This window comes from Methylorubrum sp. GM97 (genome assembly GCF_024347855.1).
GTDB lineage: Bacteria > Pseudomonadota > Alphaproteobacteria > Rhizobiales > Beijerinckiaceae > Methylobacterium > Methylobacterium extorquens.
In genome coordinates, this window is the sequence record NZ_AP025942.1 from 4,690,400 (window position 1) to 4,702,184 (window position 11,785).

The window sequence follows — 11,785 nt, forward strand, 5'->3', positions numbered from 1 at the left end:
TTGTCGGGTTCCGGCTTAGTTCCGGTCGTCGGCCAGCCGGACGGTCTGGCCGTCGCGCAGGGAATGGGCGCCCGCGACCACGACCCGCTCGCCGGGTTTCAGCCCCGTGCGCACGGCGATGCGCCCGTTTCCGTCCGGCCCGTCCCCGTCGAGGGTCACGTCGCGGCGCTCGACGTGCCGGTCGCCCGGCTCATCGCCCTGCAAGGCCTCTTGCACGGCCGCATTCTCTTCCCCGCGCTTGTCGGCCGCCGGCACGATCCACACCGAGCGGCGGCCATCGGCGTCGAGGAGCGCGGTGGCCGGCAGGACGAAGCGGCGCTCGATGCGGCGCTCCAGCGCGACGGTAATGGTGGCGCCGAGCCGGAAGGCGGGGCCGGGCTCTTCCAGGGTCAGGCGGACGCGGCGGGTGCGGGTGCCGGCTTCGGCGAAGGGGGCGACCTCGCGCACCCGGCCGCGGGCGGTGATCTCCGGCGCGCTCTGAAGCACCACCGTGAACAGCCCGTCCTTGGGCATGGCGCCGGCCGGCGTCTCGGGGATGTCGACTACGGCCTCGCGGGTCTCGGGCCGGGCCAGCGTCACGATCCCCTGCCCCGGACTCACCACCTGCCCGATCTCGGCGAGCCGCTGGGTGACGACGCCGTCGAAATCGGCACGCAGCTCGGTGTAGCCGATCTGGTCACGGGCCTTCTGCAGGCTGGCGCCGGCCTGGGCGAGGCGGGCCTGGGCGGTGTCGCGCCGGGCCACCGCCGCGTCGAGCTGGGCTTGGGTGACGTTGCCGCCCTCCATCAGGCGCCGCGTGCGCGCCTCGGTGGCCGTCGCGTTCTCGGCCTGGGCCTTGGCATCGGACAGTTCCGCCTCGGCGCGGCTGAGGTCGAACCGCGAGACGATCGGATCGAGGGCCGCGAGGCGCTGGCCCTTCTTCACGACGTCGCCGACGGTGACGTCGCGGGCCACCACCCGTCCGCCGATCTGGAAACCGAGCTGCGACTGGTAGCGCGGCTCGACCGTGCCGGCGAAGGGGCCGAAGATCACGCTGTCGGTGGGCTGTGCCAGGGTGGTCAGAACCGGCCGCACGGGCGGCGGAGCGGGCGCCTCCTGCGACGGCTGACAGGCGGTGAGCGGAGCGGCGCCGGCAACCACGGCGCAGACAAGGAGCGCGTGCCTCATCGTCCGCTCTCCCCCGCCGCGGATTTCGTCGGTTCCGGCGCGGCGTCCTGTGCCGCCAGCGCGACGTGCTGACCGGGGCGGAGGAACTGGATGCCGGCGACCACCACTGTTTCTCCGGACCTGACGCCGCCCTTCAGGACGATGTTGTCGAAGCCGTAGCGGTCGATCTCGACGCCGCGGATCGAGACCGTGCCCGCCGCGGAATCGTAGATCCACACCGCCGGCCGGTTGTCGAAGCGGTAGAGCGCCGACCAGGGCAGCACCACGGCCTCGCGCGAGGCGAAGCGGCCCCGGCCGATCACCACGGCGCCGAGCGACATCGCGGGCGGGGTCGCTTCCAGCCCGACCTTGACGCGGACCGTGCCGCTCGCCGCGTCCACCGTCGGCGAGATCTCGCGCACGTGGCCGGTCGCCGCTGCCGCGGGATCGGACTGGAGCGTGACGTGGATCGTCTTGTCGCCGGGCGGGTGGGCCGTCAGCGCTTCGTAGACGTTGAACACCGCGTCGCGTGGGCCGTCCTGGGCCAGCACCATCACGGCTTGGCCCGCCTGCACCACCTGCCCGACCTCGAAGGTGCGACTCAGGACGATGCCGGATACGCCCGCGCGCAGCTCGGTGTAGGAGAGCTGTTCCTCGGCGGTGCCGAGCGCCGCCTTAGCCGAATCGACCGCGGCTTGGGAGGTGCGCAGCTGCTGCTCGGCGTTGTCGTAGGACGGGCGCGTGGTGTAGCCGCCGTTGATGAGCTGCTTCTGGCGCTCGAAAGTCACCTTGGCCTGGGTGAGCTGCGCCTCCGCCGAGACCAGGGCGGCGCGGGCGTTGTCGAGATTCGCCCGCTGCGTCAGCGGCTCCAGCACCGCGAGCACCTGATCAGCGGTGACGTGATCGCCGACCTCGACACGGCGTTCGGCGACCTTGCCGTTGGTGCGGAAGGCGACGTTGGTCTGGGCCTGGGCCTGGATGTCGCCGGTGAGCACCACATCCGAGGTGACGGGGCCCTCGGTCGCCGTCACGACCCGCACCAGCGCGACGGACGGGTCTTCCGCCTCCGGGAGGGCGGAGGTCGCGGGCGCATCCGCCGGAAAGGCCGCCGTCACGAGGAGGGCCGACAGGGCGGCCGTGAAGGCGGTGGCGGTGAGGACGGGACGGAGCCGTGGGGACATCGGCCGAGTTTCCGGACGGCGGGGACGGGGCATACGGCCGATTCGTGAGAGGACGGCTTTCGCGGCGCAGGCTTATCGCCTATCTTACCGACCGTCCAGACGGTTTTTAAGCGAACTGGCTTGGGGGACGCCCCTGGTTTCTCTCGAAACATCAGCGACAACAGTGATTTAGTGTGGCACGCTGGATGGCGCGTGCAGGGCGGGGATCGGGGGCGATCATGTCGCAGAAGACGCGCAGCCGGCGCGACGACCGTGCCGAAGTGATTCTCGACGCGGCGGGCGCGGTCCTGCGCCGGGGCGGCGCGCGCGCGCTGACCATCGACGCCGTGGCGACGGAGGCAGGCCTGAGCAAGGGCGGCGTGCTGCACCATTACGCCTCGAAGGATGCTCTGATCCTCGCCCTCGTCGGCCGCAAGCTGGAGGAGCTGCGCACCGGCATCGCCGCCTGCGAGGCCGAGCGGGGCCCGGGCGCGACGGGGCTCGCGCTCGGCATGATCGAGCATCTGCGCCGCAGCTATTGCGAGGAGGACGAGTTCAGCCGCGCCCTTCTGCTCGCCTCCGCCGAGAATCCGGATGCCCTCGCCGGCTACCGGGTGTTCGTGGCCGAGCGGCTCGCCCGGTTCGAGGCTGCGGAGGGGCCGGCCGGTGTCGGGGCCGCCCTGTTCTTCTCGCTGCTCGGCGTCGTAATGGGCCGCACCCTCGGCTTCCACGATCTGAGCGCCGCGCAGATCGAACCGCTTCTGGGCGCGCTGGAACGCGCGGCGCAGGAACTGGGCTGAGCAGGCTCGGTGAGAAGGGGCCGGGCTTGTCGCGGGCCGTTCGGCTGCCGAGGCGGTGCAACGCTTGCGATGAAACGGGCAGCTTTGGCCGGTCGGCCCTGCTACGAGAAGAAGCTCTGACAATATGCAAGAGAGCGCCCGCCCCGGTCATGCGGAGCGGTAGAATCTCGACGATCAATGATCCGTCGGGTGCCGTCCGTCGATGGCCGGATTTCGGTTGTCCGCTTCGTGCCGCATGAAACGCACAAGGTGATCGGGTGCGCCGCTCATGGGATGGTTTCAACTCCTACGCAAACGAAACGCCGGTTCTCGATAAGACTCACATCAGTGATGGTGGCCGCTCCGACGACAAGCGCCTGTTCTCGGTCTCGAGCCAGCCTTGCCCGAGCGCGAAGCGGACGATGCTGGCGCGGGACCGGAGGCCGAGCTTCTTGCAGCCGCGGATCTTGTAGGTGTCGACCGAGGCCGCCGAGATCGACATGGCGAGACTGACCTCTTTCATCGTCATGCCCAGCGCGATCAGCCGGAGCACCTCGCGCTCCCGTGCGGTGAGGCCGCCCTCCTGGCCGGGATGCGGAGCGGGCGGGCCGGCTTCCGTACGGTCGGGCGGCGCTGGCGGCGCGCGCATTTCGGCATCGACGTACTGGCCGCCCAAGACGACCGCTTCGATGGCCTCCAGAAGGCTGGTGCCGGCGGAACGCTTCAGGACATAGCCCTGGGCCCCCGCGGTCAGCGCCTCGTCGACGAAGGCGAGGTCTTCGTTGACCGTCAGGAACACGATGTGCACCGCGGAGCCCACTTCCCGGAGTGCACGCGCCACCGCGAGGCCGCTCATGCCGGTCATGGTGATATCCATGATGACGACGTCGGGCTTGGTCCTGAGGACCAGATCCAGGGCGTGCCGGCCGTCGCTCGCCTCTCCGACGACCTCTATGCCGGCTGTCTCGCCGAGCAGGCCGCGGACCCCGCTTCTGAAGATTGGGTGGTCGTCGATCAGGGCGACCCTGACCCGTTCTTTCGCCATTCGCATCTCATCCCCCTGTCAGCGGCAATCGCGCCAGAATCGTCGTCCCGCCGCCGGGAGGCGATTCGATCATGAGCGTTCCTCCGAGCAGGGTCAGCCGCTCGCGCATGCCCGCGAGTCCGAAGCCGCCGCCCGCTCGCCGCGCCTCGGGCGCCTGCTCGCAGGCAAGCCCGGGCCCGTCGTCCTCGATCGCCAGGGTGACGCCCGTACTGGCGTATTGCAGGGTCACGGAGACGTGGCGCGCCCCCGGCGCGTGCTTGACGACGTTGGTGAGGGCTTCCTGCACCAGCCGAAAGATCGTCACCTCGATCTCCGGCGTGAGGCGGACCGTGGTTCCCGAAAGCTGGAAGTCGATGGGGATCGCGCTTTGGTCGGACCATTCGCGCACGAGGCCGCCCAGGGCGAGGATGAGGCCGAGTTCGGTCAGGGTGACCGGGCGCAGCTCGCGAACGACCTGCCGCAGGCTGGCCGAGATCGCATCGACCTGCTTCAACATCGCCTCGACTTGCGTCGGCGAGGGCGCGCGCCGCAGGCGGTCGAGCTGAAGCTTCAGCCATGCGAGCTGCTGGCCGGCCTCGTCGTGGAGTTCCCGGGCCAGACGCTCCCGCTCGGCTTGATGCGCCCGGTAGAGTTGGGCGAGGACCGCGTCCCGGTCGCGTTCGGCGCGCAGACGCGCCTGCGCGCTGCTGCGCAAATCGGCCAGCAGGAGGTCACGCTCGCGCAGCAGCGCCTGCTGGCTGCGCTGATGGCGCTCGCGCGCGGCGAGTTCGCGCCGCAGCATCGCCGCCTCGGTCGCCTGAAGATTGAACCGCATCTCCGGCGTCGGCAGGAGCCGCAGGAGAACCAGGGGGTCGATCCCCTCCCGGTTCAGGCGGAAGCCGTGGCAGCGGTAACGGCGTATCCCGCTTCCCCGCTTGATCGCGATCACGCCGGGAAGCGGCGTCCGCGTCGCTCTGGCTCGGGCCAGAAACACCGTCGAGATTTTGCCTGTGAGCGCGTGCTTGTCGGCCGGCGAGGTCTCGCTGTTGCGCGAGGTATGACCGCTCAGATGGGTCCGGGACGGATCCTCCCGTGTCAGCAGCAGGCGGGCGGGATCGTTGGCGTAGGCGATGCTGCCCGAGCGGGCGACGACCAGGACAGGGGCATCGACCGCATCGAGGACGCGCGCCGCGTCCGCGGTCAGCGGGCCTGAGCCGGCCGCCGTCGCCACGCTCTGATCCATCGACGAGGCCCCCCCGGACACGTCACCGCCTCCGTGCGGCCACGCGTGTTGTTCCGTGGAGCCGGCGAGGGCGCGATAAGCGTGTCGAGAACGTTCGGCATCGACGCTCGTACATCAGCCGCGTGATCGAGCCGCCATCACCCGCCACGATTACTGACATCGACGGAGTCCCCCCACTACCCACCGTTGCCATGGTGGCATGATCCATCCGGGTTATGATCGAAACACCGGATTAGTTCTGCCCAGGCGACCGTAAGGTTGTACGATATGACTCTGCTGCGGCGCGGTATATAACAAAAGTGTTTTGCCGATACCTCATTGTTGATAGCCCGAAAGGCGTATTCAGTTCATAATTGATAGCGCGTCGCGGATTTTCTGGAATGAGCTCCTGATCGAATCGACGATTCAAAATAATATTTGCCAATATCGGGTAGTCTCTTGAGAGAAACTTGCCGATTGCGGTTCGCATGTTAAGCATTGGGCGAGGCAGAGCTCTTCTGCGAGGCAGGAAAGTCTGTCAATTTGTCTATAATTCGGGATTTCGTTTTAATTTGACGTTTTCCTGAGTGCGGTGCGATTGAAAGCTGTGATTTTCAGAGCATAAAAACAGATCGGCGCGCTCGAAGTGAAGTTATAGCAGATATATTCATTTTACTCGCGATGATCGGCAATCTAAGGAGTTAACGCTCAGTTATGTTGCGGATCATCATCGCAGATGACCAAAGAAATTTCCGCATCGTCTTGCGGCGAACTCTGGAATTGAATCTGAGTGGAATCATCGTCGTCGATGTTTCGAATTCATCAGAATTGATTAACAGCCTTCGGTCACCGCTGAAGACGGACCTCGTGATCGTCGGATCGCGCCTCCTTCCGGCCGGCGATCCGACCTATCTCGGAGCCCTGAAGCGCGCGGCCGGCACCGCACGCCTCCTGCTCGTCGTCCCCCATGCCTCGGCCGACCTGTTCCAGGATGCTCTGAGCCTCGGCTTTCACGGATTGATCGTTCGGCGCCAGCGCCACGAGGAAATGCTCGAGGCGGTCCGAACCACGCTCGACGGCCGGCTCTACGCACCCACCACCATCCTGGCCGTGAAGCCGCCGGATGCCGGGGCGGGGCTGCGGCAACCGGAGCGCAGCGTGCGAACGTTCGGGTTGACCCTGCGCCAACGCGAAGTTCTGGCGCTGATCGGCAAGGGGTTATCCAATCGAGAGATCGCGATCGCACTGAGTATCGCCGAGGCGACCGTGAAAATTCACGTTTCAGCCGTGATCCGAATGCTCGGCGTCAGAAATCGAACCGAGGCTGCGCTGCTCGCGCCGACCATTCTCAAGGGAAAAGCCTAGTACGAACTGGATACGCCTTGTTGAGATGTCCAAGTTTTTTCTGACATGACAGGACACCTCCCATTCGGTCTAGTTAATTTGTGCCTAACCATTCTGCGACGCACAATATGTGCGTTTGAACGGCCTGAACAGAATCTGGCGGTCAGAGTGATCCGGCGCGGGAGGTTTTCAGGAGATCAGGGGAGTAGCTCCGATGGAACACATCGATACGCTCATCGTCAGTGACAACCGCATGGTCCGGGAAAGCCTGATCGCGCTTCTTTCCGGCACCCGCTTCATGGTGCGGCAGGTCGCGGCCAGCCCGGCGCTTCACCTGTCCGACCTCAAGGCGGCGCATTTGGCGCTCGTCGTCATCGATGAGGAGGCCGCGGGCATCGTCGGGCAGGTCGCCGAGGCGCTGCCCGAGGTCAAGATCGTGGCGCTCGCGCTGCGCGATACCGAAGGGCTGATGCTGCGCAGCCTTCAACTCGGCGCTTCGGCCTATCTGACCGAGGACGTCTCTCCGGCCGACCTGCTCAAGACCCTCGAGGTGGTGATCGCCGATTGCGCGGTGCTGCCGGTGAGCTTCCTCGGGCGTTTGTGCCTAGCCTTCGATCCGGTGCGCGCACCCGGTCCGGTCGCCGCCCTGACCGGGCTGCAGCGGGCGGACGGCACCTCGCTCTCCAGCCTGTCGAGCCGCGAGGTCAACATCCTCGAAGGGTTGGCCTTGGGGGAGTCCAACAAGGTCATCGCCCGCAACCTCGATATCGCGGAGGCGACCGTCAAGGTTCACGTCAAGGCGATCCTGCGCAAGGTCCGGGTGAAGAACCGGACGCAGGCGGCGGTCTGGGCGATGAACAAGGGCATCGTCACCAACGGCTGCGCCCCCGCCGAGCGGTTCGGCGGCCTCGTAGCGCCCCTCCCCTCGTCGCCGGCCGTGACAGCTTCTCCAGCGCGCTCGCGGCTGTGGCCTGACGATCGTGCGGCGCCGTGAGGGCCCGGCGCCGCCCCTGCCCGAACGCGCGTGGTCCCGCACGCGATCGCAAGCCGAAAGACGAGGAAGCCGGCCATGAAGGTGTCCGTGGTCACCCCGACGCTGAACGGCGTCGAATACTTACGCGAATGCATCGAATCCTCGCGGGCCAGCGCCCGCAACGGCATCGAGGTCGAGCACGTGATCGTCGATGCAGGCAGCACCGACGGCACCGTCGAACTGGCGCAAAGCCTCGGCGCCACCGTGCTCCAGGGCAAGGATCGCGGCATCTTCGACGCGATCAACAAGGGCTCCTTCGCCGCATCGGGCGAGCTGCTCGGCTTCCTCGGCGCCGACGACGTGCTGCTCGAAGGCGGCCTGGAGGCCGTGGTCGAGGCCTACAAGGGCAGCCATCGGCGCTGGGTCGTCGGCGGGATACGCTGGATCGACGGGCGCGGCCGGGGCCTGGGCGGGTTGGCCGCCCCGCCCAACTGGATGACGCCGCGCATGCTCGTGTGCCTCGGCTGGAATCCGGTCATGCACATGGCGACCTACATCGCGCGGGACTTCTACGCCGAGCTCGGCGGGTTCAACTACGCGTTCAGGGATTGCGGCGACTACGAGATGTTCTGCCGTGCCCTGGCGCAGGAGCCCTACGCCCGCGTCGGCCGGCCGGTCGCCTGCTTCCGTCGCACCGGGCAGAACAACAGCGCCAACCTCGCCCACAAGGCCCGGGCGCTGGGCGAAGTCGCCCAGGTCAAGGGGGTGCACGGACCGTCCTCCCGCGCGGAAGAGCTGTTCTGGCGCTACGCGCTGAAGGGTTACTTCAACGCCCGCAATCCGGACTGGCTCGTCAGCAAGCAGCTCGATCTCGGCCGCAGCCGGCTGAAGCTTCAGCCCCACGCCCACTTCTGATGTCCGAGGCGAAGCCCTCGCGATCCCGTCGCGATGACGGAGGGCGCCGGCTCGGACATCGCGCCGGCGTCATGAGGCGGAAGCCGCTCCGTTCGAGCGGATCCGGTGGCACGGTCCCGGCGCGGGGCGGGCGCCGCTATGCCGACCCCGAAACCGCCAGGGAGTCGCCATGGAGACGCTGATCGACCGCGCCCGCCACGTGGCGTCGGATGGACTCCCGGGCCCTCCGCGGATTCTCGAATTCGGGCTGATGCCGCTCGTGACCGCCGCCTTCCCCGAGCGCACGACCTTCCTCGACACGCGGCTGCGCTGGGCCGACGTGCGGACCCGCGCGCCGCGTTCCGGCAGCTTGCCGCTGCGGCTGCTGAAGCTGGCGCGGCGGGTGGCCGGGATCGGCCGGGCGTGCCTCGCCCAGGATTACGACATCGTCGTCGCCCGGTGTGTCGGCCCGGTCAACAGCGCCGGGCACGCCTACCCCGTCCATGCGGCCTTGAGCCTGATCGGGCTCGCCTTCCGCGGCCTCGTCCTGTTCGCCGCCCGCGGCCCCCGCGTCCGGCTCGCGGTCCTCGACGTGACCGACCATCTCACGATCCACCCGCGCGACCGCGCCTTCCTCCGGCGTTGCGACCTGTTCTTCAAGCGCGAGTTGGCCGCCAATCCGTGGAACACCCTCGAAACGGTGCTGCCCCGCGGCGCCTGCGCCGGCCATGCGCGCCAGGATCCCGCCTGCCTGGCGCTCCGGGCCAAGCTGCGCCCCTTCGCCCTCGGGATCGAGGCGACGGCGCTGAAAACCCCGATCCCGGCCTCCGCGCGCAGCTACGATCTGTTCTACGCCGGCTCGGCGCAGGGGATCGCCTTTCGTGAGACCGTCAGCGGCGTCTTGCCGCGATTGGCGGCCCGGGGGTGGCGCATCCACGCGCCGACGCATCGCCTGAGCCCGGAAGCCTTCGCCGAGGCGATCACCCGGAGCCGGTTCTGCCTGTCGCCGGGCGGCGTCGGCTGGGATTGCTACCGGCACTACGAGGTCGCGTCACTCGGCAGCGTGCCGATTTTCGATACCCGCCCGCTGACCGGCATCGAACCCTTCCTGCACGGACGCGAGGGGTTCTATCTCGACCCGCAGGAGGATCTGGAACGCGCCCTCGACCAGCTGTTGCGCACGGACGACGCGGGGGTCGACCGGATGACGGCGGCCGCTCAGGCTCTGGTCGAACGGGTCTACACCTTCGACGCGCTGGCCCGCTACGTGATCGCCGAGACGCTGGCGTTGGGCCCATCCCCTCGAACGGCGTCGCCGCCGAGCGAGGCGCTCGTCGCGGCGAAGGCCGGTCACAGGCAGCCCTCCCTGAACTGAACGGGTGGCTTATGAGCGCGCGGACACTGCCACTCACCCCGCCCGAGACCCGGCAGCCTCCTGCACCGTTGCCGCTGAGCCTCACCCTCACGATCGCGCGTGCAGCCATGTTGACGCGACGCCCGTCACAGCCTATCTGACGCCAGCACCGAGCGCGGGATGGCGGCCAACGCGATCCCACCTGCTTCCGGCCTCCCTCGACGGGGCCGGTGACGGCTTCGGTGGGGGATAGTTTAACGGTAGAACCGCGGACTCTGACTCCGCTAGTCCTGGTTCGAATCCAGGTCCCCCAGCCATCTAACGACCTAAGCCATTGCAGGCGCTGACGATTTTGCTGAACCGCCCTGCGGTCTGAGCATTTTGCTACACACCGCTGCTACACAGACCGTCCGCGCGGACGGCGGGAGCGCGGTTTGGGTTTCGTCGCCAACGTCGTCCAGCGCGGACGCACCTTCCACTTCCGACGCCGCATCCCGGCCGACCTTCGGCAACGTCTCGGCCGCCACGAACTCGTGCGCAGCCTCGGAACGGGCGATATACGCGCTGCCAAGCTCAGGGCCTGTCGGCTATACGTGGCGGCGGAAGAGCTGTTCTCGACCCTGCGCGCTACGCCGATTGATCGGCCCCCACGCGGTGGTCCAAGTTCTAAGTTAGTGCAGGGTCGGCCTTTGCTCCACGGGTCGCTTGGCCGGCGGAGCCGACCGAGTGAGCGCAGCCGGCCAAGCGGTGAAGGCCGGCACGAACACCTCCGGGGCCGGTGGTCGGTAGCCGAGCGAGGCGTGCGGGCGCACGCTGTTGTAGTGTAGACGCCAACTCTCGATCACGATCTGCGCCTCCTTGAGCGTGTAGAAGATCTCACCGTTCAAAAGCTCGTCCCGTAGTCGTGCGTTGAAGCTCTCGACGTAACCGTTCTCCCATGGCGAGCCGGGTGCGATGTAGGCTGTTCTGGCGCCGACACCGGTGATCCAGGCCTGCACGGACTTGGCGATGAACTCCGGACCGTTGTCCGAGCGGATATGGCTGGGCACGCCGCGCAGGATGAACAGGTCGGACAGCACGTCGATCACGTCCGCCGCCTTCAGCTTGCGTGCGACGCGGATCGCTAGGCACTCCCGCGTGAACTCATCGACCACGTTCAGCATCCGGAACTTGCGGCCCTCGTGCGTGCGGGCTTCGACAAAGTCGTAGGACCAGACGTGATCGCGACGCTCCGCCCGCAATCGCAGGCAGGAACCATCCCCGTCCCAGATGCGGCCGCGCTTGGGCTGCCGAGACGGGACCTTCAGCCCCTCGCGCCGCCAGATCCGTTCGACCCGCTTGTCGTTGACGAACCAGCCCGCCGCCTTCAGCAATGCACCGATCTTCCGGTAGCCGTAGCGCCCGTACTGGCGAGCCAGTTCCACGAGGTCGGCTGTCAGCGCGGCCTCATCCTCTCTTCCCCGCGGCACCTTGCGCTGCGTCGAGCGATGCTGCCCGAGCGCCCGACAGGCGCGGCGCTCGGAGACGTCTAGGACGTTCATGACATGCGCGATGCAGGCGCGTCGGCGCGCGGGGCTGGTCAGTTTCCCCGAGCGGCCTCCTGCAGGATCAGCTTGTCGAGGGTGAGATCCGCAATCGCCTTGCGCAGCCGCTGGTTCTCAACCTCCAGGTCCTTCATCCGTCGAACCTGATCGCTCTTCAGGCCGCCGTACTCCTTGCGCCAGCGGTAGTAGGTCACTTCCGTCACGCCGATGGCCCGGATCGCCTCCGCCACGCTCTGGCCCTGCGAGACCAGAACATCCACCTGCCGCAGCTTGGCGACCACGTCTTCCGGCTTGTGCCGCTTCGTTCCCATCTGTCCGTCCTCATCTGGCTCAAAAGCCATACCT

General features: G+C 67.7%; 10 protein-coding genes, 1 tRNA gene and 1 pseudogene. 7 read left to right on the forward strand and 5 right to left on the reverse strand.

Features of this window, described 5'->3' with window-relative positions; translation table 11 throughout:
• Window positions 1–15 precede the first annotated feature (15 nt).
• Together MSPGM_RS21905 and MSPGM_RS21910 are read right to left on the reverse strand one after the other, a co-directional pair.
• Window positions 16–1,167: an efflux RND transporter periplasmic adaptor subunit gene (locus tag MSPGM_RS21905; protein ID WP_003600119.1), complete on the reverse strand. Its 1,152-nt coding sequence runs from the start codon at window positions 1,165–1,167 to the stop codon at window positions 16–18.
• Window positions 1,164–2,327 carry an efflux RND transporter periplasmic adaptor subunit gene (locus MSPGM_RS21910; RefSeq protein WP_003600120.1) on the reverse strand — a complete coding sequence of 388 codons (1,164 nt, stop codon included), beginning with the start codon at window positions 2,325–2,327 and terminating at the stop codon, window positions 1,164–1,166. The genes MSPGM_RS21905 and MSPGM_RS21910 overlap by 4 nt, the downstream gene beginning before the upstream one ends.
• 218 nt (window positions 2,328–2,545) lie before the next feature.
• Between MSPGM_RS21910 and MSPGM_RS21915 the strand changes: the two genes are divergently transcribed.
• Window positions 2,546–3,106, forward strand: a complete 561-nt coding sequence (locus MSPGM_RS21915; protein ID WP_003600121.1) for a TetR/AcrR family transcriptional regulator — start codon at window positions 2,546–2,548, stop codon at window positions 3,104–3,106.
• Window positions 3,107–3,425: 319 nt separating this feature from the next.
• Here the strand turns inward: MSPGM_RS21915 and MSPGM_RS21920 are convergent, their stop codons facing one another.
• Window positions 3,426–4,130, reverse strand: a complete 705-nt coding sequence (locus MSPGM_RS21920) for a response regulator (protein WP_015824421.1) — start codon at window positions 4,128–4,130, stop codon at window positions 3,426–3,428.
• Window positions 4,131–4,137: 7 nt separating this feature from the next.
• Window positions 4,138–5,352 carry a sensor histidine kinase gene (locus MSPGM_RS21925; protein WP_015857468.1) on the reverse strand — a complete coding sequence of 405 codons (1,215 nt, stop codon included), beginning with the start codon at window positions 5,350–5,352 and terminating at the stop codon, window positions 4,138–4,140.
• Window positions 5,353–6,045: 693 nt separating this feature from the next.
• On the opposite strand from MSPGM_RS21925, the gene MSPGM_RS21930 reads away from it, so the two are divergent.
• From MSPGM_RS21930 to MSPGM_RS25410, 6 genes and pseudogenes are all read left to right on the forward strand, one after another.
• Complete coding sequence (locus tag MSPGM_RS21930; protein ID WP_003600124.1) at window positions 6,046–6,696, forward strand: response regulator transcription factor; 651 nt, start codon at window positions 6,046–6,048, stop codon at window positions 6,694–6,696.
• 193 nt (window positions 6,697–6,889) lie between these two features.
• Entirely contained in the window at window positions 6,890–7,669 is a 780-nt protein-coding gene (locus tag MSPGM_RS21935) for a LuxR C-terminal-related transcriptional regulator (protein ID WP_261925912.1), read from the forward strand.
• 75 nt (window positions 7,670–7,744) lie between these two features.
• The gene (locus tag MSPGM_RS21940) at window positions 7,745–8,563 is read left to right on the forward strand and encodes a glycosyltransferase family 2 protein (protein WP_003600127.1); all 819 of its coding nucleotides are present in this window, start codon (window positions 7,745–7,747) and stop codon (window positions 8,561–8,563) included.
• Window positions 8,564–8,732: 169 nt separating this feature from the next.
• Window positions 8,733–9,917: a glycosyltransferase gene (locus tag MSPGM_RS21945; RefSeq protein WP_003600129.1), complete on the forward strand. Its 1,185-nt coding sequence runs from the start codon at window positions 8,733–8,735 to the stop codon at window positions 9,915–9,917.
• A 222-nt stretch (window positions 9,918–10,139) separates the two neighbouring features.
• A tRNA-Gln gene (locus MSPGM_RS21950) sits at window positions 10,140–10,213 on the forward strand.
• Window positions 10,214–10,330: 117 nt separating this feature from the next.
• Window positions 10,331–10,510, forward strand: a pseudogene (locus tag MSPGM_RS25410) (DUF6538 domain-containing protein); the annotation flags it as partial.
• A gap of 57 nt (window positions 10,511–10,567) precedes the next feature.
• Here the strand turns inward: MSPGM_RS25410 and MSPGM_RS21955 are convergent.
• Window positions 10,568–11,751, reverse strand: a protein-coding gene (locus MSPGM_RS21955) for an IS3-like element ISMex5 family transposase (RefSeq protein WP_209688052.1) whose coding sequence is annotated in 2 segments (ribosomal slippage) — window positions 10,568–11,487 and window positions 11,487–11,751 — 1,185 coding nt in all. Because the reading frame shifts where the segments join, the coding sequence is not laid out codon by codon here.
• Window positions 11,752–11,785: the final 34 nt, after the last annotated feature.

Bases quoted from the DNA above. Each gene is read 5' to 3' on its own strand.
- MSPGM_RS21935 (WP_261925912.1), top strand. From the start codon at position 6,890: ATGGAACACATCGATACGCTCATCGTCAGTGACAACCGCATGGTCCGG.
- MSPGM_RS21930 (WP_003600124.1), top strand. From the start codon at position 6,046: ATGTTGCGGATCATCATCGCAGATGACCAAAGAAATTTCCGCATCGTC.
- MSPGM_RS21910 (WP_003600120.1), bottom strand. From the start codon at position 2,327: ATGTCCCCACGGCTCCGTCCCGTCCTCACCGCCACCGCCTTCACGGCC.
- MSPGM_RS21905 (WP_003600119.1), bottom strand. From the start codon at position 1,167: ATGAGGCACGCGCTCCTTGTCTGCGCCGTGGTTGCCGGCGCCGCTCCG.
- MSPGM_RS21940 (WP_003600127.1), top strand. From the start codon at position 7,745: ATGAAGGTGTCCGTGGTCACCCCGACGCTGAACGGCGTCGAATACTTA.
- MSPGM_RS21920 (WP_015824421.1), bottom strand. From the start codon at position 4,130: ATGGCGAAAGAACGGGTCAGGGTCGCCCTGATCGACGACCACCCAATC.
- MSPGM_RS21925 (WP_015857468.1), bottom strand. From the start codon at position 5,352: ATGGATCAGAGCGTGGCGACGGCGGCCGGCTCAGGCCCGCTGACCGCG.
- MSPGM_RS21915 (WP_003600121.1), top strand. From the start codon at position 2,546: ATGTCGCAGAAGACGCGCAGCCGGCGCGACGACCGTGCCGAAGTGATT.
- MSPGM_RS21945 (WP_003600129.1), top strand. From the start codon at position 8,733: ATGGAGACGCTGATCGACCGCGCCCGCCACGTGGCGTCGGATGGACTC.